Source organism: Oligosphaera ethanolica (assembly GCF_030814695.1).
Classification (GTDB): Bacteria; Verrucomicrobiota; Lentisphaeria; order Oligosphaerales; family Oligosphaeraceae; genus Oligosphaera; species Oligosphaera ethanolica.
In genome coordinates, this window is sequence record NZ_JAUSVL010000001.1 from 2,728,231 (window position 1) to 2,752,457 (window position 24,227).

Below are 24,227 nucleotides of genomic sequence, written 5' to 3' on the forward strand. Positions count from 1 at the left end.
CTACATAAACCTATGCGAAGATATCGCGGGAGGACTTCAGGGCGCTGCGGCCGCCGCCGGCAATGGCGCCGCAGTCGCCGCTCATGGCCATCCACTGGATGCCGCGATCACGCCAGCGCTGGCTTGGGCCGGCGGCCGTGCCGAGGATGATGCCGGCCTTGCGCACGCGTGCGGCGACGTCGTCAATCACGGCGACGACTTCCGGGTCGTCGTGCTGATTGAGCTTGCCCATGGACCCCGACAGGTCGGTCGGGCCGATGCAGATACTGTCGATGCCCTCCACCTGCAGAATGGCATCGAGGTTCTTGACGGCCTCGACGTGCTCGATCTGCAAAATTACCAGCGGCTCGCGATCGGCGTGGTCGACGTACTCCGCCCAAGGCATCATGCCGTAGCGGTTGCCGCGACGGACGCCGCAGCCGCGATTGCCCCGCGGCGGATACTTGCACGCCGCCACCGCCGTCCGCGCCGCCTCGGCCGTGTTGATCATCGGGATGATCACGCCGGCGGGCGCCAAGTCCAAGATCGGCTTGATGATGCCGTGTTCGTTCCACGGCACGCGCACCAGCGGCGCGCAGTCCGTGCCGCGAACCGCCATGATGTGCTGCTTGATGCCGTCGATCGTGTGCGGCGCGTGCTCGGCGTCAATCCACGTGAAATCATAGCCGATGTCGCCAGCCACTTCGCTCACCGTCGGATCCGACAACGTGATCACCATGCCAAAACACACGCCGCCAGTATGGATCTTGCCGAGAAACTTCTCAACGTTGTTGATGCTCATGAACACAAGTCCCCTTGTTACACACCAATACACGCCAATACACACGACTACACACGACAATAAACAAGCGCCCGTAATGTAGCGTTTTTTATCCACAGATTCCGCAGATTAACGCAGATTTTGGCGGTATGTCTTGCCGCTGCGCGGCAAGCCTCGCCGCCGGCTATTTTTTGCTCACGCGAAGCCGCGAAGCCGCGAAGAAGACAAAGGCACCGGCAAAGTGAATGGCGGCATGCCGCCATTCGCTTTGCCTTCTTAATAATCTGCGTTAATCTGCGTAATCTGTGGATAGAAAAAAACTCTGTGGATAGAAAAAAACTCTGTGGATAGAAAAAAACTCTGTGGATAGAATAAAAACTTATTCGCTGTAGCTGCCGAGGAAGACGAAGAGGTCTGGTCCGGCGGCCATATCGGCGAGCAGCCGGACGATGTCCTGGTCGTACACCGACCCTTCGAAATCGAAATAGAACATGAATTCGAAGTCGCGGCCGGCGATAGGCCGGCTTTCGAGTTTGAGGAGATTGACGCCGAGGACGGAGAATTTGGCCATGAGTCGGTAGAGCGCGCCGGGCTTATGGGGCACGGTCACCATGATGCTGATGCGGTCGGCGCCGGGATAGATGGCCATTTGCTTGGAGATGACGATGAAGCGCGTGTAGTTGTGGTCGCTGTTCTGGATATTGTCCGACAGCACCTCGAGGCCATAGAGCTCGGCGCAGGGGCGCGACGAGATGGCGGCGATGTCGCGCCGTTCGGAGTCGGCGACCATCTGCGCGGCGACGGCGGTATTTTCGCAGAGGGTGACTTTGATCTGCTTGTTCTGCTTGAAGAAGGCGCTGCATTGACCGATGGCCTGGTCGTGCGAGAAGACCTCGGTGATGCCCTTGAGGCTGCTGCCGTGCTTGCCGAGCAGCACGTGGTTCACCTGCAGCTTGACGCTGCGCACGATATAGAAATGATGGTTGCGCATGAGGTCGTACACGGCATTGACCGTGCCGTAGGAGCTGTTCTCGATGGGCAGGATGCCGTATTGGCAGAGGCCCTGTTCCACGGCCTGGAAGACGCCGTCGAAAGTGCGGACGTAGGTGATGTCGCCCTGCGGGAAGATCTTGTCGCAGGCGAGTTGTGAGTAGGCGCCTTCAATGCCCTGGCAGGCCACCGAGCCATTGCGGGGGAAGATCTTCGGGGTCTTTTCGAGCGCATCGCTGATGGCGTGTGCGAGCTGGCTGTCGCCGTCGAGGAGTCGCTGCTGGTAGGAGCGGCTGAGATCGAAGAGCATGCCGAAGAGGATGCGCGCGTGGCTGCTGAGGTCCTCGCCGGCGTCATTGCCGACGCGCTGCAGGATTTCGCGCTCGCGGGCGTGGTTGAGGATGGGCAGATTATGCTCGGCCTTGTAACGGCCAATTTCCGCGGCGGTCTGCATGCGCTCCTTGAAGAGCCTGAGGATATCGTGGTCAATGGCGTCAATGCGTTCGCGATAGGTGGCCAGGTCCATGATCGGGTCCTTTCCAGAAATAAGTTAAAGTGCGACGTTTTGTGATGAAACTTGTTGTTGCCAATCGGCAATTCCTTGTGCCAATGTGACCGAAATTCGTCTCGCAAAAAAAACGATTGCCCTCCGCGCCTGGCGGCAAACGCGAAGCGATTGCCACCAGGCGCCGAAATGGGATAGGTAGGGGAGCGCGAGGGGGAGGGAAGGGCCAACGGCCCTTCCCTCCCCCTCGCAAAACCCAACTATACCTTTGGGACGAGTTCCAGGCTATTGACGAGGTCCTTGCGTTCGCGGCCGTCCTTGAGGAGCTGCCGGAGCGTGTCGGCGTCGCCGGCGGCGATGGCATCGCGGTACTGCTGCAGCCGTTGGATGAAGCTGTCGATTTCAGCGACGAGGTACTTCTGATTATGGATGAACAGCTCGGTCCACATGCCTTCGTGGAGGGTGGCGACGCGGGTCATGTCCTTGAAACTGCCGGCGGAGAAGCCCGGGTGGGACAGCGCGGTGTCGCTCTTGATGTAGGTGCTCGAGACGATGTGCGCCAGCTGGGACGTGTAGGCGATGATGCGGTCGTGTTCCGCCGGCGTGCTGATCTTCACCTGCGCGAAACCGATGGCCAGGAAGATCTTTTTGACCTCGTCCATCACCGTGATGTTCAGGAGGGGGTCGGGTACCAAAATCATCGACGCGTTGCAGAATAGCGCGTTGTTCGAGTAGGCGAAACCCGACCGTTCGATGCCGGCCATGGGATGGCCGCCGATGAAGACGAAGCCCTTCTCCCGCGCCAGCGGAAAGGCCATGTCGCAGACGCTCTTCTTGATGCCGCAGCAGTCCACCACGGTGGCGCCGGGCTTGATGGCGTCCGCGTGCGTGCGCAGGAAGTCGATGGTGGCATCGGGGTAGAGCGCCAGAATAATCAGGTCGCAGGCGCCGATGTTCTCCTGCGTGAGCTCGTCGTCAATGGCCTCCATGACTTTGGCCTTGAGGACGACCGACTGCTGGATGTCACTGCCGAAGATGCGGTGAGTGGTGTTTTTGCGGATGGTCTTGGCGATGGAGCCGCCAATCAGTCCGAGGCCGACAATGCCGATGTTCATGTGCTGTTCTCCGATATGCCGTCGCGCGCGGCGGTGAGGGGTTGCTGCTGTGCCGTCGCGCCTGGCTCAGGCCAGGGCCTGGCGAACGCGGTTGATTTTTTCGACGAGGAGCGCGAAGGCGCTGGGGGTGAGCGACTGCGGGCCGTCCGACAAGGCGTGTTCGGGGTCGTTGTGGACTTCGATGATGAGCCCGTCGGCGCCGGCGGCGGTCGCGGCCAGGGCCATGGGCGGCACGAGTTTGGCCATGCCGGTCGCGTGGCTGGGATCAATGATCACCGGTAGGTGCGACAGGATCTTGAGCACGGGTATGGCCGACAAATCCAGCGTGTTGCGCGTGTAGGTCTCGAAGGTGCGGATGCCGCGCTCGCAGAGGATCACTTGCTCATTGCCGCCAGCCATGATGTACTCCGTGCTCATCAGCAATTCCTGGAAGGTGTTCGACAGACCGCGCTTGAGCAGTATCGGCCGGTTGATCTTGCCCAGCGCCTTCAGCAACTCGAAGTTCTGCATGTTGCGTGCGCCGACCTGGATGATGTCCACATCGCTGAAGAGCTCGAGCTGGGAGATGTCCATGATCTCGGTGACAATGGGCAGGCCCGTGGCCTCGCGCGCCTTGATCAGCAGTTTGATGCCGTCGCCACGCAGGCCCTGGAACGCATAGGGCGATGTGCGCGGCTTGAAGGCGCCGCCGCGCAGGATCGTCCCGCCCGCCAGCTTCACCGCCTCGGCAACCATCAAGATCTGCTCTTCGGATTCCACCGAACAGGGCCCCGCAATGATCTGGAAATGCCCGCCGCCTATCTTCAAATCGCCCACTTGGATGACGGTGTCTTTCGGGTGGAATTTGCGATTGGCGCTCTTGTAGGGCTCCTGGATGCGCTTGACGTCCTCAACGATGTCCAGCGCGCGGATGAGATCAATGTCAATCTGCGACGTGTCACCAACCAGCCCCAAAATGGTCTGCTGCTGGCCCTCAGTAATGTGCACGGTGACGCCCATGCTCCGCAACCACTCGACTAAATTCTTCAACTGGCTCGGATTGGGATTTTCTTTGAGAATGACAACCATGGCATGCGCTCCTTATTGCTCCTGAAATGACAAAGGGCCCCGCAGTGACGAGTTTCACTGCGGGGCCCTCAAATTCTTTGCTCAGCACGACTGAAAATCAGCTGGCAGGGGTGGTCTGAGGCGGGTCAAAGCACAGCGAAGCCCGGTCCGATTTGCGGTAATAATAGTACACCGCAAACCGGCTGCTAAACGAGAACTCGCTGTAATAATACTGGCGGGACATCGTGATGTGAGCTTCTTTGTTCAATAATGACAATTCTTAAGAGGCAAGCGTAAGTATACACCAATTTTGTCTCTGCGCAAGAACAACCCAATAGATAAATTTGCAGGGCAGGGGGCCCTGGGACCACCGCCGCCCCGGCGGCAGGGATCTTTTTATCCACAGATTACGCAGATTAACGCAGATTATTTTTCGAGATTGGCCACTTGGTGTAGTCAGGTCGTAGATATAAGGGTATTATTATTGCGTCCCAGGCGCTGGCCAACCGGACGGATCGGACGGATCAAACGGCCTGATCATCGGACAGATCGGACAGATCGGACGGATCGGACGGATCAAACGGCCTGACCATCGGACGGATCGGACAGATCGGACGGATCAAACGGCCTGATCATCGGACAGATCGGACAGATCGGACGGATCAAACGGCCTGATCATCGGACGGATCGGACGGATCAAACGACCTGATCATCGGACGGATCGGACGGATCGGACGGATCAAACGACCTGATCATCGGACGGATCGGACGGATCAAACGGCCTGATCATCGGACGGATCGGACGGATCGGACGGATCAAACGGCCTGATCATCGGACAGATCGGACAGATCGGACGGATCAAACGGCCTGATCATCGGACGGATCAAACGGCCTGATCATCGGACGGATCGGACGGATCGGACGGATCGGACGGATCAAACGACCTGATCGGTCCGATCGGCCTGATCGGACGGATCGGACGGATCGGACGGATCAAACGACCTGATCGGTCCGATCGGCCTGATCATCGGACAGATCGGCCAAGTTCGGCCCAGAGGGCCGGACCATGCATAGCCCCGGGTGAGGCGCCCGGAGGGCGCCGCAACCCGGGGTATGACAGCAATTTAGAATTGCGCCCGGAGGGCGCCACATTGGCCTTCCCCCACGCCCGTCTCCCGTCCTGCCCCGCGCGCTCCTATCCCGTCCGTGGTGCGGGCGTCCTGCCCCCGCCGTCGCGCGCCACGGCATGCCGTGGCGCTACTGAGTTTGGCGCTCTGCGCCCTGCGCCCCTCTCCCGGCCGTGGTGCGGGCGCGCCCGTCTCCCGTCCTGCCGTCCTGCCGCGGCGCCCCTCTCCCGGCCGTGGAGTGGGCGTCTCGCCCACTCCGACAAGACGGCTCATTTCCCGCACTCGTCATCCACGCCGACCGTACCTGGCCCGTTTCCCGGCCGTGGTGCGGGCGTCCTGCCCGCACCGTCGCGCGCCACGGCATGCCGTGGCGCTACTGAGTTTGGCGCGTTGCCCCGCACGCCCATCTCCCGTCCTGCCGCGGCGCCGCCTCCGTCCGTCATTTCGGCTTGACTTTACTTATTCCCGCCATTTATTAACGAGAAACCCACATTTAACCTGGGGAAGTCTTAAATAATGCCAGCGCCAATCGATCATCAGGCTTTGACGGCGGCCCTCCATCAGCTCAATGAGCAGCTGTATCTGCAGGATGCTCCCGTAGTTGAGTTGGTTGTCTGTGGCGGCTCGGCGCTGATTGCCACCGGATTGGTTTTGCGGACAACCCATGACGTCGATATTTTGGCTTTCATGGACTCCCGGGTCTTGAAGGATTCCGAGCCCTTGCCGGATTATCTCGTGCTGGCGGCCCGCAATGTCGCGCGCAATTTGGGTTTGGCGGCCGATTGGCTGAACAACGGCCCGGCATCACAATTTCGCCTGGGCTTGCCCGAGGGCATTCAAGAAAGACTCCATCGGGTTGTGTATGGCGAGAGGCTGGTGGTCCATTTTATCAGCCGCTACGACCAGATATTTTTCAAGACCTTTGCGGCTGTTGACCGCGCCGGCTACCATGTCAGCGATTTACTGGCGCTGAAGCCCACGGCGGCCGAGCTGCTGGCCGCGGCCCAATGGTGTTTGACGCAGGACGTCTCAGAAGAATTTCATGCCATGATCAAAATCATGTTTACACAACTGGGGTGGCCCGATGTCAGTCAGCGACTTTAAACGCCGCGTTCATGCGGCCCTGCTCAATCTGCTCTGGCGGCAATGGACGCGGCTCGGTGTGCCTGGTCATGGCGCCGGTGGACAAGGCGCGTACGTGCTTGATCCCGAGGCCCTGTTGGCATTTTCGTCACGCCTGGCCCGCTATGACCAGCGGCTCTTTGATTTGCTGATCGATTGGCTGCGCATCAATGGCGACTACATCAATATCCAGCGTCTGAAAGCCAGCGCCCTGAAATCGCCGAGTGTAGACGCAGCGGCACTCGGCGCCATCGCCGCGCACCTGAGCGCCACTTGTGGTCGCAAGTGGCAGAAACTGGCCAATGACTTGCTGCCGGCCAAAAACGCGCCGCCGACGCCGCTGTTCCTCCACTTGGATTCACCGGCGGGGGATTTTGTCCGCGACCAGGACCCCCTGGCGCTGCGATACGGCTTTGTCCGCAATCTGTACCGCCCGCCGGGCAAAACCACGCCATTCCCGCTCAATGACGGCGCGTCCCTGCTTCTGCAGCTACGCGGCATGTTCGGTCTCTCCGCCCGCGCGGAAACCGTTCTGATTCTGCTCAACCACGACAGCTGCAAGATACAAGACATCGCCGACCTCAGCGGCTTTGCCTGGAAGTCCATCCAGGACGCCCTGACGGAACTGTCTGCGTCGCCCCTGGTGGTCAGCCACAGCGGCGCAAAACGCGGCAGCCGCTTTGCGCTGAAAAACCCGGGCAAATTCCGCGCGCTACTGGATGCCCAAAGCGTCCTGTTCCCCGACTGGCGCCGGGTTTTCGACGCCCTCGCGGTTCTTTGGACGACTATTGCCAATCCGCGCCTGACGTCTCTCTCCGAACAGACCTTCAACAGCGAAATCAAACGCGTTTTCGCCGACGCCATTGGCGAGACCTTCCTCCACGCCGGCGTCAGCGAACTCAAATACCTCAGCCCAGCGTCCATCGCGGAACTGCCCGCAGCACTCGACCGTATCGACTAATGAGAATGACTTCCTGCGACCGCCGGCCACCCTGGGACCGCCGCCATCCCGGCGGCAGGGATCTTTTTATCCACAGATTACGCAGATTAACGCAGATTATTTTTTGAGATTGGCCACTTGGTGTAGTCAGGTCGTAGATATAAGGGTATTATTATTGCGTCCCAGGCGCTGGCCAACCGGACGGATCGGACGGATCAAACGGCCTGATCATCGGACAGATCGGACAGATCGGACGGATCGGACGGATCGGACGGATCGGACGGATCAAACGGCCTGATCGGTCCGATCGGCCTGATCATCGGACAGATCGGCCAAGTTCGGCCCAGAGGGCCGGACCATGCATAGCCCCGGGTGAGGCGCCCGGAGGGCGCCGCAACCCGGGGTATGACAGCAATTTAGAATTGCGCCCGGAGGGCGCCACATTGGCCTTCCCCCATGCCCGTCTCCCGTCCTGCCGCGCGCGCCCCTATCCCGGCCGTGGAGTGGGCGTCTCGCCCACTCCGACAAGACGGCTCATTTCCCGCACTCGTCATCCACGCCGACCGTACCTGGCCCGTCTCCCGGCCGTGGAGTGGGCGTCCTGCCCCCGCCGTCGCGCGCCACGGCATGCCGTGGCGCTACTGAGTTTGGCGCGTTACGCCCCGCGCCCGTCTCCCGGCCGTGGTGCGGGCGCGCCCGTCTCCCGTCCTGTTGCGCCGTCTTTTTCCCGTCTATGCATTCGCATTATTTTTCTGCAACCATTGCAGAGTTACATTTATGTTGTAACTTTATATCAGTTACAAAATAGGACTGCGTTATGAACTTCAGTTACGACAAACTGAAAAAGTACCTCCGTACCCTTGGCGACGTCGCTAGTGAGGGCGAGAGCGAGGTTTTGGGCGACAAGGTCCCCTTGCTGGTCAGTGCCTGTTATTCGGCATGCCGCGCTCGGATATTTGGCAGTGAGCGCCTGGTTCTGCTGTGTCAGCATGAGCGGGGCTTGTCGCCGGAGCAGGTCCAGCTTCACGCGGCGCTGATCTCCGCGCATTACAGCTTGCCCCTCCTCTTTGTTTTTCAGCATGGCACCAGGGAGTTTTGTGCGGCGCTGATCGTCGCGAATATCCCTTTCGTTATTGTCGGTCGGCAGATTTTTGTGCCTGGCGCGGCGATGGCCATCACGGAAGCCAAATTCAACAAAGGCACTCCGGCGCCCATCCGTCGCTTTACGCCATTGGGGCAGGTCATCTTGCTCTATCACCTGCAGCGCCGCGAGCATGGCGACCAGCTGTCTTTTCAGCAGCTGTTGAGTGATCTGAAGATCCACAAGGTCTATGTTTCGCGTTCTGCCCGCGATCTCGAGCACGCCGGCTTGGCGCAGATCATGTCTACTGGCCGGCATAGGCAGCTGGTGTTTCCCTACGACCGCAGAAAAACCTGGGAGATGGCCCAGCCCTTCCTGATTTCACCGGTGAAACGGTCTATTCGCCTCGAACAGCTCCCCCCGGGGCTTCCTCTGGCGGGACCTTCCGCGCTTGCCGCCCTGACCAATCTCAACGACGATCCCGTCACCACCTACGCAGGCTATGCCCTGGCGCTGGCGCCCGGCGCGGCACGGCAATACAGCGGCAGCCGCGTCGAACTGTGGAGGTACAACCCGACTCTGCTGTGCGAACAATCGGGCGTCGTCGATAAACTGTCGTTATTCCTGTCCCTGAAAGACAACCAGGACCCGCGAATACAGTCGGAACTGGCCGCGATGATGGAGGCGCTGCCATGGTAAGAGGCATGGAGCTCTTTCGAGGTTTTTTTCAGGACTTTCACGACCATTTTACCCTGATTGGTGGTACAGCCTGCGATTTGCACCTCAAAGACCTCGGAGGCTTTCGGGCTACCAAAGACATCGACATCCTGGTGCTGCTAGAACGCATGAACCGTGAATTTGCTACCCGCTTCCACCAATTCCTCCGCCGTCCCGGCGGCATTCATCCTGGGACCGCCGCCGTCCCGGCGGCATTTCAGCGCCGAAGGCGCGACCTAAGATAGCCCAGGGCAAGCGACGCCGAAGGCGGCGCGTCGCCCTGGGTAAGCCCCCCGTCAGAAGCAAGCCCTGTAGGGGCGACCTAAAAGGGCGACCTAAAAGACCATCGACGATGCCTCGCAGCGCGCAATACTGCAGCAGTCAATGAGTTCCATTGCCTCTTTGGCCCCAGTCAGCTGCGCCGACTGGGGCCAAAGAGGCCGAGGAACACGGCCATAATGGGCGCGCTACCCAGGGCGGCGCGCGCTTTCAGCGCTGCTTGCCCTGGGCTATCATATTTCGCGCTTTCAGCGCTTCTGCCGCTTCGCGGCGAGGGACATGGTGGCCGGTAGCGAGGTCCGAAAGAACGTTTTTCCGGCCATCGTAGTTGGCAGAAACGCGGCCATTTATTGTGGCAGGCAACACGATCGGTCTGATCATCGGACAGAATGGTGGCCGGTAGCGAGGTCCGAAAGAACGTTTTTCCGGCCATCGTAGTTGGCAGAAACGCGGCCATTTATTGTGGCAGGCAACACGATCGGTCTGATCAACGGACAGATCGGCCAAGTTCGGCCCGGAGGGCCGGACCATGCATAACCCCGGGTGAGGCGCCCGGAGGGCGCCGCAACCCGGGGTATGACAGCAATTTAGAATTGCGCCCGGAGGGCGCCACATTGCCCCTGGCCCCGCGCCCGTCTCCCGCCCCGCGCCCGTCTCCCGTCCTCCCGCCGCGGCGCACATATCGCGGCCGTGGTGCGGGCGTCCCGCCCGCACCGTCGCATGGGGCCAGCTCCTTACACGACATTCGAGCGGCAACCCGCAAACGTTCCCCGGTTCCGCCCCACGCCCGTCTCCCGTCCTGCCTAGCACGCCCGTCTCCCGTCCTGCCTTGCGCGGTGTCGCCTGCCACATCAAGTGGCCACATTATCCCCTCCCGGCGTAACCTGCGGGTGACACAACGGGTAGCAAGTCCGTGGCGAAATGGCCCATGTCGCGCGTCACCAGGACATCGGCCTTGCCTAGAACGGCCGAGTACAGCTGCAGAGCATCTTCGAAGTCTTTATGCGGCAGATCGACAGCCAGCCGCAGCACCTTTTCATCCAGTGGTACCACCGTGAAAATGCCCAGCATAATGCGCACGGCCTGCAATGCCTTCTCTTTGCCCAGGCGTTTCGCAACGATGTAATGGATGTTATTCAGCGATACCGCCGCGATCATGCCCCGCGCTTTGCCAGTCTCACAGTCGGCCCACACAACCGACGCCGCGTCTCGGAATGCCTCGCGGTTGAGAATGACATCCAGCAAAACATTCGTGTCAACAAAGATTTTTTTCATGGCGTGTCGTATTTGTCGCTGATGACATCTGCTAGTTCGCTGCGGTAGTCCCAATCATCGGGCAGGGCCGCCGACCCCTCGGCGAGCTTTCTCGCCCGCTGTGTCAAGGGCGGCAGTACGGCTCGCGCCGCAGGACTCTCGTCCAGCAGGGCAATGTAATCCGCAAACATGGCGGATATGCTTGTGTTGCGCTGTCGCGAAACCCGCCGGGCTTTGCTAATCGTGCTTGGTTCTATGCTCAATGTCAGTTTTTTGGTCGTCATGGCGCAACTCCTCTATACGTGCCTGTTTCGAAATTACTATACGTGCGGTCAGCGTCTTTGCCAAGCCCAGCCAGGACCTGCGATGCACCGCCGCAATTCACGCCGGCGGTCGTGCTGCGGGACGCTTTTTTTATCCACAGATTCCACAGATTACCGCAGATTTTTTTGAGACTGGTTGTCTGGCAGTCCAAGGCCTCTCCCGTCCTGCTGCGGCGCCCGTCTCCCGGCCGTGGAGTGGGCGTCCCGCCCACTCCGACAAGACGGCTCATTTCCCGCACTCGCCATCCACGCCGACCGTACCTGTCCCGTCTCCCGCCCGTGGTGCGGGGAGCTTTTTTATCCACAGATTCCACAGATTATCACAGATTTTTTTTGAGATTGGTTGTCTGGTAGTCCAAGGCCGTGCTGCGGGGAGCTTTTTTTATCCACAGATTCCACAGATTACCACAGATTTTTTTGAGATTGGTTGTCTGGCAGTCCAAGGCCTCTCCCGTCCTGCTGCGGCGCTCCTCTCCCGGCCGTGGAGTGGGCGTCCCGCCCACTCCGACAAGACGGCTCATTAAACCGCACTCGCCATCCACGCCGACCGTACCTGGCCCGTCTCCCGCCCGTGCTGCGGGGAGCTTTTTTATCCACAGATTCCACAGATTTTTTTGAGATTGGTTGTCTGGCAGTCCAAGGCCGTGCTGCGGGGAGCTTTTTTTATCCACAGATTCCACAGATTACCACAGATTTTTTTTGAGATTGGTTGTGTGGTAGTCCAAGGCCTCTCCCGTCCTGCTGCGGCGCTCCTCTCCCGGCCGTGGAGTGGGCGTCCCGCCCACTCCGACAAGACGGCTCATTTCCCGCACTCGCCATCCACGCCGACCGTACCTGGCCCGTCTCCCGCCCGTGCTGCGGGGAGCTTTTTTTATCCACAGATTCCACAGATTACCACAGATTTTTTTTGAGATTGGTGGTTTGGCAGTCCAAGGCCTCTCCCGTCCAGCTGCGGCGCTCCTCTCCCGGCCGTGGAGTGGGCGTCCCGCCCACTCCGACAAGACGGCTCATTAAACCGCACTCGCCATCCACGCCGACCGTACCTGTCCCGTTTCCCGGCCGTGGTGCGGGCGTCCCGCCCGCACCGTCGCGTCGCTCGCCCCCAGTGTTACGTCGCTTACTTCCAGTTATTAGCCGCTTGCCAACCTGGATTCCCGGGAAATATAACAAGGCGCGCCTCGCGCCTTTCATTTTGAGCTGAAAAAAACGTCTGCCGGGCTCTCGCCCGGCTTGTTTTTTGCTTTTCATTGTTATATTATATAACTAGTTCCATCTTGTTGTTGTCTATCACTGGTTCACGGAGGCAAGACCATGGCAGATTCTGAAGGCGCAGCGCCGAAACGGCGGGTTCAGGTGATCAATGGCGTTCCGCGGGTCTACGAGGACTACCCTTACTGGGACACGGAAAAAAAGCAATGCCGTCATCGGCGCACCTACATCGGCCGTCTGGACGAGCAAGGCGCCTTCATTCCCAGCAAGTCCTACTTGGCCGGCCAGGCCTTGTCGGCTGTAGATGTGGTCAAATCGGCGGACCGTCGTTTTTACGGTGCCGGCTATTTGTTGGATCATATCGGCAAAGTGACTGGCGTTGAGGCGGATATCGCCCAGAGCTTCCCGTCCATGAAAGATCAGATCATCTCTTTGGCCTACTTTCTGGTACAGGAGGGAGAAAGCGCCGTCTATCGTTTTCCGCGCTGGATGCTTTCCCACTGGCATCGCCTCACCCACGCATTGGGGTCACAGGGCATCAGTCGCCTGTTCGGCAGCATCACCGAGGAAGCCAAGCTGGACTTTTTCCGCCTGCAGGCCAAGCGCCGCCTGGAACGGGAATACCTTGCCTATGACACGACCAGCATCTCGTCGTACTCCGAACTGATCAAGCAGGTCAAGTACGGTCACAACAAGGATCGCGAGCGCCTGCCGCAGATCAATCTGGCCATGGTGTTTGGGGAGGAGTCGGGACTCCCCGTGTACTACCGCTTGCTGCCGGGTAACATCAGTGACATCAGCACCATGGAAAACATGATTGCCGACGCGGCGTTCCTTGAGTTCGCCAAGGTGAAACTGGTCTGGGATATGGGCTTCTTCAGCGCGAAGAATGTCAACGCCCTGTATCACGCGCACTATAAATTCATCGGCGGCCTGCATCCGGACACGACCCTGGCCTGCAGCAGCGTGAAAGCGGTTAGGGACGGGCTGGTTCACTACGCCAACTATATTGAGGCTGACGATGTCTATTGCATCAGCACCATGATCAATTGGGACTATGCCTGGAGCATGCGCAATGGCGGTGAAGAACGGGGGAAGCGCCGCATGTACGTCCACGTGTACTATCCTAAAAGTCGGCTAATTGCTACACGATTCAGTTACTCCCAGCAACTTCAGGAACAGGCGATCCCTCGCCACTGATTCAGTAGTCCAGCGGCGCGTCCCGGCATCGGTCTTGACCGACGTGGTTTCGACGCAATCAAACCAGTCGAATATCTGGGCCAGCGAGCGCTGCTCCAGCCAGTTTTTCAGACCTTTCTCCAGCTTCAGCTGCTCCTTGGTCTTGTTCTCCCCGTCGGTGCCAAGCTGTTCCTCAACCGCCTTTATCTTCTTGGTGATATAGCACCTGTAGCACAGGGCCACAAACTGGACAAATTGCCGGCCTCGCAGGGCATCCGGATACCACAGTCGTGGTCTGCGCCCGTCGACGCTTTCCTTTTCGTTCTTGAAAAGCTCCTCGATCTTTTCCCGCAGCCGGTAGTTCTCAAGGGCTTCGAAAACATCCATGGCACTATTGCTGACCAGGACGAAGTAGCCAAAGTATTTCCTGGCTCCAGCGCATTCCTCCTCATTGAAGGTCACGTGCAAGTTGCCACCACGGCCCACGCGTGACTGCACGAGATACCGGTCGATCCGTTTCTGCGCGGCCTCCGTGAACTCCGCCACGCCTTCCTCAACCTGCCTTTTGAGTTCCATCAGTCGCTGACGGAAGCTGACCTCGTGCTTGCTGACTAGATCATTGGATTTGAATACATGAAAGTACAGCCTGCGCTGCATAACCTCCTCGTCTCCAGCCTGTTTCTCCGCCCGCCGCCTCTGGCGCTGCCACGTGAAGGTATGCATGACTGACAAGGATGCGCCGGAAACGGCGTAGTCAAAGGGGCATACCGCGCTCATCGACTCCAGTTTGTCGCGCAAGGTCTCCACGGTATCCCTTGCCATGATCACATCCGTGTCGATCAGGGTGAGGAATTTCATATTGCGACGGCACATGTCTCGGATGTTGTCATGGCTGTAGTAGCCGGTGTCCGTCGTCACCAGCGGCTTTTCAATGTCAAAGCAGTTGAGCTGTTCGATGGCATTGTCCAGGGCGATGACATCCGGAATATTTCCCGGCTGTTTGGCGAAGGCTATCGGTTCCCTGTCCTTGACAGAATACAGGGTCAACAACTTGATGGTGTCCAGGCCGTCACGATCCTTGTTGAAGCCCCGCCGCGCTTCCTTCTGATTCTGAGAGTACGTGGAAATGGTGGTCGAATCATAGGCGATGACGGGCTTCCTCGACAGGCGAGAGGCCCGTGCCAGAAAGTAACGCTGAATACCATCCTCGTTGCAGCCAAGTGACTTGAAGAGCTCGCCGTATACATCTTCGCTGATGCCATACGAGTAGGGCAGATCATGCATGACCTGCCAGCTCTCGAGTCTCGGCAAGGTGTTGCCGTCCGTGCCGAGCCAGTAGCGAGCGATGGACAGAATCTTGTCGGCATCGCCATGGCTGAAACTGGAGCGAACATCCTGGTCGATCAGGGAACCGCGACCGGCCCATTCCAGAATGTCCGTCAGACCCACGTGCCGACGGATGGCTACGGCCTGCGCAGCTCCGAGCCCATTGGACTTCCGCGGCCGAGTCGGTACGACGTCGGCGCTTCCTGGAAGGATTTTGCCAATCAGTTTGCTTGCGCTGGTCACGGTTTTCCTGGTCTTCTGGTCGTAGTGAGTGGTGCGCTCGTAAACGTAGGTAATCCCGCTTTTGCGCTTGATGCGAGACTGACTGACGTGGACTTTTCCTGAATACGGCCTTGGCATCGTGTTCTCCTTTGCTTAACGTGTAGCAATAATTACTTTGATTGCTACATGTTAAAATGCAAGTAAAAAGCCCAACTTTTCCCGTGGAAAAATTGGGCTGCGCGCGTTTTCAGCGATTTCGTGCGACAACTAGCCGACTTTTAGGGTACTATAATGAGCAGCGCGCGGCGGCGGAAAGGGCCCAGTTCAACCACGACCTGAAGGAACTCAAGACCGCCGTGCAAAGTGGCAAAGCCACGGACGCGCAGCTGAAGAGGGCGCAACGGCTGCTGACCATCAAAACCACACCGGTCAAGGGAACTCGAGTCGAGTACAATGATGAGGCTATCAAGCAGCACACGAACGATTTTGGCTACTTCGTGCTGTTGTCCAATGACGTGAAAGAAGGAGACAAGGCTCTGGAGTGCTACCGGAACAAGGACCTGGTGGAAAAAACCTTCAACAATCTGAAGAACCGCCTGGATTTCAACCGCACGCTGGTCAGTTCGGTTGAAAACCTCGAAGGCAAGCTGTTCGTGGAATTTGTCGCTCTGATCTACATCTCCTACATGCACAAGGTCATGAAAAGCAAGAATCTGTACCGCAACTATTCCATCCAGAGCCTGCTGGATGAACTCGACGTCATTGAGCGTTTCGACTATCAGGGGCAACGCGCACGATACAGCGAAATCACTGAAAAACAACGGCAAATCTACGAGGCCTTCGGTATTCTGGCCCCCGATGGCAAGCCGTCCAAGACCTACAAGCCGGAGGCGGCGGCCGCCGCCACCCTCGCCCCGGAGGCATAGTTATATTTCCCGGGAATCCAGGTTAATAAGTGATGAATACTCTTGGGCGCGTTCAGTAAAAAAACTTTCCGACGAGCTGATTTCTGCGAAACAGGAATCCGATGCGCGGCATTCGGCAAAGTCGCTTACAGGGCGTTCTGCGCAGTCCTGACAGTCTATGAACATACTTCATTATCTCATCGGTCCACGGCGTGGCGGGGGGCTAAACCGCTACGCTCGTGACCTCGCAGTGGCGCAGATGCAGGGTGGTCATGACGTCACGATGCTCTATCCCGTCGGGGGAATTTTCCCGGCACGTACAGCCTCTATACAAACTGCCCGTGACTACAAGGGTGTTCGCTGTTTTCGTCTCAAGGGCGGAAAGCCCGTACCCCTGCTTGAAGGGCTCGGCTCTCCGGAAATGATATTGGGAGACGCACACCGCTTGAGTGATACACAGGTGCAGGCCTTCTACGCGGTGGTACGACCGGATGTCCTTCACATCCATACATGGATGGGCTTCCCAGAGGAACTACTACCCTTTTTCAAAAAACATGGCTGTAAGCTGGTTTATACGACACACGATTATTTTGGTCTTTGCCCAAAGGTCAATTTCATTGATTCAGAAGGACGACTCTGCGAGCAATACGATAATGTTAAATGCAGCCGGTGTAATGCGCATGCTCCCAGTGAGCATTTTCTTGCCCTAAGAAACTGTGAGTTTCTGATGCGCTTCAAAGAGTTGCTTAAGCCGGTACTTAACCTCCGTAAGGAGAACCGGCCCAGTGGTAGCTCGATTGAATGCAACACGCAAGATTACGATGCACTGCGGGAACACTACCTGTCATTGTTAAGACAGTGCAATGTCATTCATTGTAACAGCCAAGTGTCAAAGCGTATCTACGAAAGATACCTGCCTAATGCAGCTTTCAGGGTGTTACCTATAACGCACGGTGGGATTCACTGGCAGCCACAGGAAGAGACTCTTGATGCTTCGCGTGTGCGGATTGGTTTTAGCGGCCCAACTGCGTCCTTCAAGGGACTTCCGTTGCTGTTGGATGTTCTCAAGCGATTGCCACAGACAAACTGGCAGCTGGATGTCTGGGGCACGGGAATTACTAAGACAGAGGGGCCTGTACGCTACCGTGGAAATTACTCGGATCCACGGGAGGCTTTTTGTGAACTTGATTTGCTGGTTGTTCCCTCAATCTGTTTTGAAACATTCGGCTTCATTGTTGCAGAGGCGCTATCGTCTGGTGTGCCTGTGCTGTGTGCGGATACTGTCGGCGCACAATGCTTGGTGGATTCCTCCATGGTCTATCACGGCGAAGCGGGGTTGCGAGATCGTTTGGCCGACCTACTAAGGCACCCGGAACAACTGAAAGCCTTGCGCAAGAAACTTATTGATGGCCAACAGATAACTGGTTCAATGGATAATCATGCTTCTGACATGATAAATCTGTATTGCATCTGCCAATGAAAAAAATAGCGATTATCGGCATAGTAGGTTTACCGGGCAATTACGGCGGGTTTGAGAGTTTTGCAGATCAGCTGGTGCAGCGCCTGTGGGATGACTTTGACATCACCGTATTTTGCCAGAAATCGGCATATACTGAGCATCCCTCGGAATATGGCAAGGCTCACCTGCGGTATTTACCCTTACGGGCAAACGGCATTCCAAGCATTTTTTATGACATGCTGGCAATACTCCAGGCATTACGTTTTGCCGATACGCTTTTGGTTCTGGGGGTAAGTGGTTGCACCCTGTTGCCATGGCTGCGCTGGCTGGGCTGCAGAAAGCGTGTCGTGGTTAATATTGATGGCATTGAATGGCGGCGGGCCAAGTGGTCAAAGGCTGCGCGGTGGTTCCTGCGTTTTTCGGAAAAGTGCGCAGTCCTCTATGCTGACGAAGTGATTGGCGACAACCAAGTTATCGTCGATTATGTAGAGGAAACCTACGGTAAGTCATGCACCCTTATTGAGTACGGGGCTGATAATATTTAATGTAAAGTTGTATTGATTATGGAAAAAACATTCAATATTGATGATCCATTTGCTTTCACTGTTTGTCGGATAGAGCCTGAGAACAACGTGCACTTGCTTTTACAAGCTTTTTCTGAGTCACCCAAAATGCTATTGGTGATTGTTGGTAATTGGGCGTATAGCACCTATGGGAAATTTCTCAAAGAAAAATATGTGAACAGTTCAAGTGTTATTTTACACGATCCTATATATGATCAGCAAAAACTTAATGCGCTACGCTCACGGTGTACTCTTTATCTTCATGGTCATTCGTGTGGTGGTACCAATCCTTCCTTAGTCGAAGCAATGTATTTAGGGCTGCCAATAGCTGCATACGACTGCAATTTCAACCGTGAAACCACCGAGAATCACGCATTATACTTCAAAAGTGCCGAAGAACTGAACGAACTCATTCATTTACTAAATCCTGAGAAACTTCAGTTTGTTGCTCAATCGATGAAGACGGTTGCAGATCGCCGATATACTTGGAAGCGCATTGCCAAATGTTATGCTTGTATTTTATAGTGTGATTGATCGAAAAGAGAAGGATTATAATGAAAGGCATTGTTTTAGCGGGTGGCGCCGGTACGCGTTTGCATCCGATTACTTGTGGGGTGTCAAAACAACTTCTGGCCGTCTATGACAAGCCAATGATTTACTATCCAATATCGGTCCTGATGCTGGCTGGTATCAGAGAAATATTGATTATTACGACACCAGAAGATCAGGCGAGTTTCAAACGACTACTTGGCGATGGTTCACGTTTTGGAGTCGTGTTTACGTATGCCGTTCAACCACGACCAGAGGGCCTGGCGCAGGCGTTCATTATCGGCGAGGAGTTCATTGGTGCGGATTCCGTGGCCTTAGTGCTGGGCGACAATATTTTTTATGGTGCGAACCTGGGTGATATTTGCACGCAAGCGGCTGCCCAGCCGAATGGCGCGACGGTTTTTGGATACTATGTATCTGATCCAGAACGTTTTGGCGTAGTAGAGTTCGATGAGAACCACATGGCCATCTCCATTGAAGAGAAGCCTGTTCGTCCCAAATCGCACTACGCTGTAACGGGATTGTATTTTTATGACAATGATGTGGTGGGCATTGCCAAACAGATCAAACCGTCCGCACGTGGTGAATTAGAAATCACATCGGTCAATAATGAATACCTGAAACGCGGTGATCTCCGAGTGGAGCGTCTTGGCCGCGGTTATGCGTGGTTGGACACCGGCACACATGACGCCATGCTGGACGCCGCAAACTTTATTCGTACCATTGAAACTCGCCAGGGGCAGCAAGTGGCCTGCTTGCAGGAAATTGCCTATGAGAATGGGTGGATGTCCAAGGAACAAGTACGTGAAAGCATTAAGGACCTGCTAAAGACAGAATACGGTCAATATCTCATGCGCTTGATAGGAGAGTAACCCGCTTTTATGAATATCATTAAGACAAAAGTTGACGGCGTTGTAATCATTGTGCCGAAAGTGTTTGGCGACACTCGCGGGTATTTCTTTGAATCGTGGAAGGCGACGGCTTGCCGCGAAGCGGGGATTGGTAGTACGTTCATCCAGGACAACGAGTCCAAATCGTGTTTTGGGGTGTTGCGGGGGCTGCATTATCAGGCCGCGCCCTACACGCAGTCGAAGCTGGTGCGGGTGGTGGTCGGCGCGGTGTTGGATGTGGCGGTGGATATTCGTCGGGGGTCGCCGACCTTTGGGCAGCATGTCGCGGTGGAGCTCAGCGGAGAGAATAAACGGCAGATGTTTATCCCCCGGGGCTTTGCACATGGCTTTGTGGTTTTGAGCGACGAGGCGATTTTCGCCTATAAATGCGACAATGACTACATGCCCAGCGCGGAACGCGGTATTTGCGCCGACGATCCGGCATTGGGCATTGACTGGCGGATCGACCGGGAGAAGTGGGTCATGTCGCCGAAGGATCAGGCCTTGCCGATGCTGGCCAACGCCGAGTTCCTGGAGATTGGCAAATGAAAATAGTCATTACTGGCGGCAAGGGCATGCTGGGGCGGACATTGCAACGGGTGCTATCTGACCAGCAGGTGTATGTTGCGGATCTCCCCGAGGTGGACATTTGCGATGCGGCGGGCTTAGACCATTTCCTAGCTGAAGTCGCCCCGGATGTTGTGCTGCACTGTGCGGCTATGACGGCGGTGGATAAGTGTGAAAGCGACGCCGATCTCGCGTATAAACTAAACGCGGTCGGCTCTGGTAATGTGGCGGCGGCTTGTCATCGGCGTGGGGTGCGGCTGGTCGCGATATCGACTGACTATGTCTTTGACGGCGAACTCGACCGGCCCTATCACGAATTTGATGCAGCTGGTGGCGCGCGGTCGGTATATGGCCAGAGCAAGTATGCCGGCGAGGAGATGGTGCGCCGGCATTGTCCGAACCACGTGATCTGCCGAATATCGTGGCTCTATGGGGCCGGCGGGCCAAGTTTTGTGCATAGCATGATGGCACTCGCGGACGGTAATAGACCCGTTCTGAAGGTCGTGAATGATCAGCGGGGCAATCCGACGTCGGCTCTCGCCGTGTCGCGACGGCTGGCGGATATCCTCGCGCGCCCGGAGTTGGTCGGGACTTTTCACCTGACCTGCGAAGGCGAAGCAAGTTGGTATGAGTTTGCCCAGGAGATATTCCGGCTTGCGGGCGTCAGGCAGGATGTCGTGCCCTGTACAACGGCGGAATTCCCACGGCCGGCGCCACGGCCGGCAAACTCGCGCCTGGAAAAACGGATGCTGCGGCTCTGCGGTATGGCGCCGATGCCCGACTGGCATGACGCTCTTGCGGAATTTATGCGGGAGGAGAGCTTGGGTAAGTGATTGATGGCGATGGGGAGGAAGGTTGTTTTGCGAGGGAGGGAAAAGGTCATTGACCCTTTCCCTCCCTCGCGCTCCCTCTCTATCCCATGTCGGGCGGTGTGTCTTGCCGCTGGCGCGGCAAGTCACACCGCCGGGTGGGGAGGAAGAGGGAAAGCTTTGGCTCACGCGAAGGCGCGAAGGCGCGAAGAAAGGCAGGGGTGGGGATGTTTTTGTGGGGGGAGGGGAAGGGGGAAAGTTTTGCCTTACGCGAAGGCGCGAAGAAGCCAAGCTCGGGGCTGCGCCCCGAGCTTGAGAAGAAGGAAAGAGTGTGGCGCCCTCCGGGCGCAATTTTGAGTGAGGGCTTTACCCCGGGTTGCGTCGCCCTCCGGGCGCCTCACCCGGGGTTATGCATGGTCCGGCCCTCTGGGCCGAACTTGGCCAATCTGGCGGTTGGCTTTGGCCGCTCTGGGCGAACTTGGCCAATCTGGCGGTTGGCTTTGGCCGCTCTGGGCCGAACTTGGCCAATCTGGCGGTTAGCTTTGGCCCTCCGGGCCGAACTTGGCCAATCTGGCGGTTGGCTTTGGCCGCTCTGGGCGAACTTGGCCAATCTGGCGGTTGGCTTTGGCCGTTCTGGGCGAACTTGTCCGGCCTGGTGGTTGGCTAAGGAATTATGTCGGGAGTAAGCAGGTTATGTTAACAGGCATATCGCCATTGCTGTCGCCTGAGTTATTGAAGGTCCTTTGTGAGATGGGCCATGGCGATGAGATTGTGCTGGCGGACAGCAATTTTCCGGCGGCGAGTCATGCGCGGCGGCTGGTCCGGGCGGATGGCATTGGGATGCTGGCGTTGTTGTCGGGGATACTACCGTTGTTTCCTTTGGACAGCTACGACGCGTCGTCTTTTGTGGTGATGGCGGTGGTGCCGGGTGATCCGGTTGAACCGGTGATATGGCCGGAGTACCAGGCGCTGCTGAAAAAGCATTCGCCGCAGACGGCGCTGGTGCAGCTTGAGCGCTTTGCCTACTACGAGCGGGCCCGGCAGGCATACGCCATTGTGGCCACGGGCGAGACCGCGCGCTATGCTAATGTCATTCTGAAAAAGGGCTGCGTGCTGTAGGGCAGAGATGAGCAGGCAGCGAGGTCGGGTAGGCATGACGCGGGGGGGAGCGTAAAAAAGGGGGGCGTGTTGGGATGATGGTGGGGAAAACGTGAATAGTGTCGAGGGGAAGGCCGGGCGGTGGTTCGGGCTTCCCCCGTTTTGTTTTCTGGCGGGCAAGCGGCATTGTTGTGTGGTGACGGTGGGTCTTTCATATTTCAGGAGTGGCCATGACGCGGGTAATAGTTACGGGTGGTGCGGGTTTTATTGGTTCGGCGTTGGTGCGGTATTTGTTGCGGGAGACGGCGTGTGAGGTGATGGTGTTGGACAAGCTGACCTACGCCGGGAATCTAGAGAGCCTGCGGGAAGTGTCGGGCCTGCCGCGTTATCATTTTGCGCAGATGGACATCGGTGATGCCGCGGTGGCGGGGCTGTTCGAGGAATTTCAGCCGGACACGATCATGCATTTGGCGGCGGAGTCGCATGTGGACCGGTCCATAGATAGTCCGCTGGAGTTTGTGCAGACGAATGTGATGGGGACGGCGAATCTGCTGAATGTCGCGACGGCGTATTGGCAGCGTCGCGGGGGGGACTTTCGGTTTCAGCATATATCGACGGACGAGGTGTACGGGTCGCTGGGCGCGGAGGGGTATTTTACGGAGCGGACGCCGTACGATCCGCGGTCGCCATATTCGGCCAGCAAGGCCGCGAGCGATCACTTGGTGCGGGCGTGGGGGCATACCTACGGGCTGCCGGTGCTGATCAGCAACTGCTCCAATAACTACGGGCCGTACCATTTTCCGGAAAAGCTGATACCGCTGGTGATACTGAATGCGCTGGATGGCAAGCCGCTGCCAATATACGGGAAGGGGGATAATGTCAGGGACTGGCTGTATGTCGATGACCACGCGCGGGCACTGTGGGTGATTAATCAGAAGGGGGAGAAGGGCGAGACGTATAATGTCGGGGGACATAATGAACGGACGAACCTGGAGGTGGTGAGGGACATATGCGAGATTCTCGATGAGCTGCGGCCGAAGAACGCCGGGTCATACGCGGACCAGATTGTGTTCGTAAAGGACCGGCCAGGCCATGACCAGAGATATGCGATCGACGCGGAGAAGCTCCGCCGGGAACTGGGGTGGGTGCCGAAGGAAAATTTTGCCACGGGGCTGCGCAAGACGGTGCGGTGGTATCTGGACAATGACTGGTGGTGGCGGCCTATCCGCGAGGGGAAGTACGCCGGCGAACGGCTCGGGAAGGGGTAAAGATGACGGTTTTGTGGGGGGAGGAGAAGGGTCGAGGGCCGCAGACCTGCACCGCAGGTGCAGGGATAGTCGGATAGCCGCGAAGCGGCGGCCCGAGCGAAGCGAAGGGCCCTTCCCCTCCCCCCACGCCCCCCTCTCTATCCCATCTCAAGGCGGCGTGTCTTGCCGCTGCGCGGCAAGTCACGCCGCCGGTGGGAGGAAGGGGGGAAATTTTTGGGCCTCACGCGAAGGCGCGAAGGCGCGAAGAAGACAGGGGAAGAGGGCGGCCTGTCTTGCCGCTGCGCGGCAAGTCACGCCGCCGGGTGGGGATGGTTTTGTGGGGGGAGGGGAAGGGCCGTGGGCCCTTCCCCTCCCCCCACGCCCCCCTCTCTATCCCATCTCAAGGCGGCCTGTCTTGCCGCTGCGCGGCAAGTCACGCCGCCGGGTGGGAGGAATGGGTAAAATTTTTTGCCTCACGCGAAGGCGCGAAGGCGCGAAGAAGACAGGGGAAGGGGGCGGCCTGTCTTGCCGCTGCGCGGCAAGTCACGCCGCCGGGTGGGAGGAATGGGGGGAAATTTTTTGCCTCACGCGAAGGCGCGAAGGCGCGAAGAAGACAAGCTCGGGGCTGCGCCCCGAGCTTGGGAAGAAGGGAAGAGTGTGGCGCCCTCCGGGCGCAATTTTAACTTGTTATCATACCCCGGGTTGCGGCGCCCTCCGGGCGCCTCACCCGGGGTTATGTATGGTGCGGCCCTCCGGGCCGAACTTGGCCAATCTGGCGACGTAATCCGTCCGGCCCGGGGCGAAACCCAGGGACGGCGACGCTCCCAGGAGTCGCGGGAGTCGGCCAATCAGTCCATGGGGTCGGGCGTCATTCCCTGGCGTCCAGGAGTCCCCGGAGTCCAATCCATGGGATCATGCCTCATGAGTCCGTGAGTCCTCGCTC

21 protein-coding genes are annotated in these 24,227 nt (G+C 57.8%); 14 read left to right on the plus strand and 7 right to left on the minus strand.

Features of this window, described 5'->3' with window-relative positions:
* Positions 1–10: 10 nt before the first annotated feature.
* The 4 genes from J3R75_RS09395 to aroF form a co-directional block, all read right to left on the minus strand.
* Entirely contained in the window at positions 11–781 is a 771-nt protein-coding gene (locus J3R75_RS09395; protein WP_307261274.1) for an HpcH/HpaI aldolase family protein, read from the minus strand.
* Between the two features lie 358 nt (positions 782–1,139).
* The gene (locus tag J3R75_RS09400) at positions 1,140–2,276 is read right to left on the minus strand and encodes a bifunctional chorismate mutase/prephenate dehydratase (RefSeq protein ID WP_307261275.1); all 1,137 of its coding nucleotides are present in this window, start codon (positions 2,274–2,276) and stop codon (positions 1,140–1,142) included.
* Between the two features lie 239 nt (positions 2,277–2,515).
* Complete coding sequence (locus J3R75_RS09405) at positions 2,516–3,370, minus strand: prephenate dehydrogenase (RefSeq protein WP_307261276.1); 855 nt, start codon at positions 3,368–3,370, stop codon at positions 2,516–2,518.
* 66 nt (positions 3,371–3,436) lie between these two features.
* Positions 3,437–4,438, minus strand: coding sequence for a 3-deoxy-7-phosphoheptulonate synthase (aroF, locus tag J3R75_RS09410; protein WP_307261277.1), 1,002 nt, complete (start codon positions 4,436–4,438; stop codon positions 3,437–3,439).
* A 1,623-nt stretch (positions 4,439–6,061) separates the two neighbouring features.
* On the opposite strand from aroF, the gene J3R75_RS09415 reads away from it, so the two are divergent.
* The 4 genes from J3R75_RS09415 to J3R75_RS09430 all read left to right on the plus strand — a co-directional run bounded on the left by J3R75_RS09415 (position 6,062) and on the right by J3R75_RS09430 (position 9,650).
* Positions 6,062–6,649: a DUF6036 family nucleotidyltransferase gene (locus tag J3R75_RS09415; RefSeq protein WP_307261278.1), complete on the plus strand. Its 588-nt coding sequence runs from the start codon at positions 6,062–6,064 to the stop codon at positions 6,647–6,649.
* Positions 6,630–7,628 (plus strand): hypothetical protein, encoded by a 999-nt coding sequence (locus J3R75_RS09420; RefSeq protein WP_307261279.1) that lies wholly within the window; start codon positions 6,630–6,632, stop codon positions 7,626–7,628. Before J3R75_RS09415 ends, J3R75_RS09420 begins: the two co-directional genes overlap by 20 nt.
* Positions 7,629–8,424: 796 nt before the next feature.
* Complete coding sequence (locus J3R75_RS09425; RefSeq protein WP_307261280.1) at positions 8,425–9,387, plus strand: hypothetical protein; 963 nt, start codon at positions 8,425–8,427, stop codon at positions 9,385–9,387.
* Positions 9,381–9,650 carry a hypothetical protein gene (locus J3R75_RS09430; RefSeq protein WP_307261281.1) on the plus strand — a complete coding sequence of 90 codons (270 nt, stop codon included), beginning with the start codon at positions 9,381–9,383 and terminating at the stop codon, positions 9,648–9,650. Before J3R75_RS09425 ends, J3R75_RS09430 begins: the two co-directional genes overlap by 7 nt.
* Before the next feature lie 898 nt (positions 9,651–10,548).
* Here J3R75_RS09430 and J3R75_RS09435 read toward each other — a convergent pair.
* Positions 10,549–10,959: a PIN domain-containing protein gene (locus tag J3R75_RS09435; protein ID WP_307261282.1), complete on the minus strand. Its 411-nt coding sequence runs from the start codon at positions 10,957–10,959 to the stop codon at positions 10,549–10,551.
* Positions 10,956–11,222, minus strand: a complete 267-nt coding sequence (locus J3R75_RS09440) for a DUF6364 family protein (RefSeq protein ID WP_307261283.1) — start codon at positions 11,220–11,222, stop codon at positions 10,956–10,958. Before J3R75_RS09440 ends, J3R75_RS09435 begins: the two co-directional genes overlap by 4 nt.
* Positions 11,223–12,572: 1,350 nt before the next feature.
* Here J3R75_RS09440 and J3R75_RS09445 point away from each other — a divergent pair.
* Entirely contained in the window at positions 12,573–13,670 is a 1,098-nt protein-coding gene (locus J3R75_RS09445; RefSeq protein ID WP_307261284.1) for an IS1634 family transposase, read from the plus strand.
* Here J3R75_RS09445 and J3R75_RS09450 read toward each other — a convergent pair.
* The gene (locus J3R75_RS09450; protein WP_307259869.1) at positions 13,608–15,335 is read right to left on the minus strand and encodes an IS1634 family transposase; all 1,728 of its coding nucleotides are present in this window, start codon (positions 15,333–15,335) and stop codon (positions 13,608–13,610) included. The genes J3R75_RS09445 and J3R75_RS09450 overlap by 63 nt on opposite strands.
* A 56-nt stretch (positions 15,336–15,391) precedes the next feature.
* Between J3R75_RS09450 and J3R75_RS09455 the strand changes: the two genes are divergently transcribed.
* From J3R75_RS09455 to rfbB, 9 genes are all read left to right on the plus strand, one after another.
* Positions 15,392–16,123, plus strand: a complete 732-nt coding sequence (locus J3R75_RS09455; RefSeq protein WP_442418873.1) for an IS1634 family transposase — start codon at positions 15,392–15,394, stop codon at positions 16,121–16,123.
* A gap of 157 nt (positions 16,124–16,280) precedes the next feature.
* Positions 16,281–17,582 carry a glycosyltransferase gene (locus J3R75_RS09460; protein WP_307261286.1) on the plus strand — a complete coding sequence of 434 codons (1,302 nt, stop codon included), beginning with the start codon at positions 16,281–16,283 and terminating at the stop codon, positions 17,580–17,582.
* Complete coding sequence (locus tag J3R75_RS09465) at positions 17,579–18,106, plus strand: DUF1972 domain-containing protein (RefSeq protein WP_307261287.1); 528 nt, start codon at positions 17,579–17,581, stop codon at positions 18,104–18,106. Before J3R75_RS09460 ends, J3R75_RS09465 begins: the two co-directional genes overlap by 4 nt.
* A gap of 18 nt (positions 18,107–18,124) precedes the next feature.
* Positions 18,125–18,649 (plus strand): glycosyltransferase, encoded by a 525-nt coding sequence (locus tag J3R75_RS09470; RefSeq protein ID WP_307261288.1) that lies wholly within the window; start codon positions 18,125–18,127, stop codon positions 18,647–18,649.
* A 29-nt stretch (positions 18,650–18,678) separates the two neighbouring features.
* Positions 18,679–19,545: a glucose-1-phosphate thymidylyltransferase RfbA gene (gene rfbA, locus J3R75_RS09475; protein WP_307261289.1), complete on the plus strand. Its 867-nt coding sequence runs from the start codon at positions 18,679–18,681 to the stop codon at positions 19,543–19,545.
* A 9-nt stretch (positions 19,546–19,554) separates the two neighbouring features.
* Positions 19,555–20,112 carry a dTDP-4-dehydrorhamnose 3,5-epimerase gene (rfbC, locus tag J3R75_RS09480; protein ID WP_307261290.1) on the plus strand — a complete coding sequence of 186 codons (558 nt, stop codon included), beginning with the start codon at positions 19,555–19,557 and terminating at the stop codon, positions 20,110–20,112.
* Positions 20,109–20,963 carry a dTDP-4-dehydrorhamnose reductase gene (gene rfbD, locus J3R75_RS09485; RefSeq protein ID WP_307261291.1) on the plus strand — a complete coding sequence of 285 codons (855 nt, stop codon included), beginning with the start codon at positions 20,109–20,111 and terminating at the stop codon, positions 20,961–20,963. Before rfbC ends, rfbD begins: the two co-directional genes overlap by 4 nt.
* Before the next feature lie 669 nt (positions 20,964–21,632).
* Positions 21,633–22,058 (plus strand): L-fucose mutarotase, encoded by a 426-nt coding sequence (gene fucU / locus J3R75_RS09490; protein WP_307261292.1) that lies wholly within the window; start codon positions 21,633–21,635, stop codon positions 22,056–22,058.
* A gap of 209 nt (positions 22,059–22,267) precedes the next feature.
* Positions 22,268–23,305 carry a dTDP-glucose 4,6-dehydratase gene (gene rfbB / locus J3R75_RS09495; RefSeq protein WP_307261293.1) on the plus strand — a complete coding sequence of 346 codons (1,038 nt, stop codon included), beginning with the start codon at positions 22,268–22,270 and terminating at the stop codon, positions 23,303–23,305.
* Positions 23,306–24,227 lie beyond the last annotated feature (922 nt).

Coding starts and splice junctions, on each gene's coding strand:
- rfbD (WP_307261291.1), top strand. CDS start 20,109: ATGAAAATAGTCATTACTGGCGGCAAGGGCATGCTGGGGCGGACATTG.
- J3R75_RS09450 (WP_307259869.1), bottom strand. CDS start 15,335: ATGCCAAGGCCGTATTCAGGAAAAGTCCACGTCAGTCAGTCTCGCATC.
- J3R75_RS09440 (WP_307261283.1), bottom strand. CDS start 11,222: ATGACGACCAAAAAACTGACATTGAGCATAGAACCAAGCACGATTAGC.
- rfbC (WP_307261290.1), top strand. CDS start 19,555: ATGAATATCATTAAGACAAAAGTTGACGGCGTTGTAATCATTGTGCCG.
- J3R75_RS09420 (WP_307261279.1), top strand. CDS start 6,630: ATGTCAGTCAGCGACTTTAAACGCCGCGTTCATGCGGCCCTGCTCAAT.
- J3R75_RS09435 (WP_307261282.1), bottom strand. CDS start 10,959: ATGAAAAAAATCTTTGTTGACACGAATGTTTTGCTGGATGTCATTCTC.
- J3R75_RS09405 (WP_307261276.1), bottom strand. CDS start 3,370: ATGAACATCGGCATTGTCGGCCTCGGACTGATTGGCGGCTCCATCGCC.
- J3R75_RS09415 (WP_307261278.1), top strand. CDS start 6,062: ATGCCAGCGCCAATCGATCATCAGGCTTTGACGGCGGCCCTCCATCAG.
- J3R75_RS09460 (WP_307261286.1), top strand. CDS start 16,281: ATGAACATACTTCATTATCTCATCGGTCCACGGCGTGGCGGGGGGCTA.
- rfbB (WP_307261293.1), top strand. CDS start 22,268: ATGACGCGGGTAATAGTTACGGGTGGTGCGGGTTTTATTGGTTCGGCG.
- J3R75_RS09465 (WP_307261287.1), top strand. CDS start 17,579: ATGAAAAAAATAGCGATTATCGGCATAGTAGGTTTACCGGGCAATTAC.
- aroF (WP_307261277.1), bottom strand. CDS start 4,438: ATGGTTGTCATTCTCAAAGAAAATCCCAATCCGAGCCAGTTGAAGAAT.
- fucU (WP_307261292.1), top strand. CDS start 21,633: ATGTTAACAGGCATATCGCCATTGCTGTCGCCTGAGTTATTGAAGGTC.
- J3R75_RS09455 (WP_442418873.1), top strand. CDS start 15,392: ATGCAAGTAAAAAGCCCAACTTTTCCCGTGGAAAAATTGGGCTGCGCG.
- J3R75_RS09395 (WP_307261274.1), bottom strand. CDS start 781: ATGAGCATCAACAACGTTGAGAAGTTTCTCGGCAAGATCCATACTGGC.
- J3R75_RS09445 (WP_307261284.1), top strand. CDS start 12,573: ATGGCAGATTCTGAAGGCGCAGCGCCGAAACGGCGGGTTCAGGTGATC.
- J3R75_RS09425 (WP_307261280.1), top strand. CDS start 8,425: ATGAACTTCAGTTACGACAAACTGAAAAAGTACCTCCGTACCCTTGGC.
- J3R75_RS09400 (WP_307261275.1), bottom strand. CDS start 2,276: ATGGACCTGGCCACCTATCGCGAACGCATTGACGCCATTGACCACGAT.
- J3R75_RS09430 (WP_307261281.1), top strand. CDS start 9,381: ATGGTAAGAGGCATGGAGCTCTTTCGAGGTTTTTTTCAGGACTTTCAC.
- rfbA (WP_307261289.1), top strand. CDS start 18,679: ATGAAAGGCATTGTTTTAGCGGGTGGCGCCGGTACGCGTTTGCATCCG.
- J3R75_RS09470 (WP_307261288.1), top strand. CDS start 18,125: ATGGAAAAAACATTCAATATTGATGATCCATTTGCTTTCACTGTTTGT.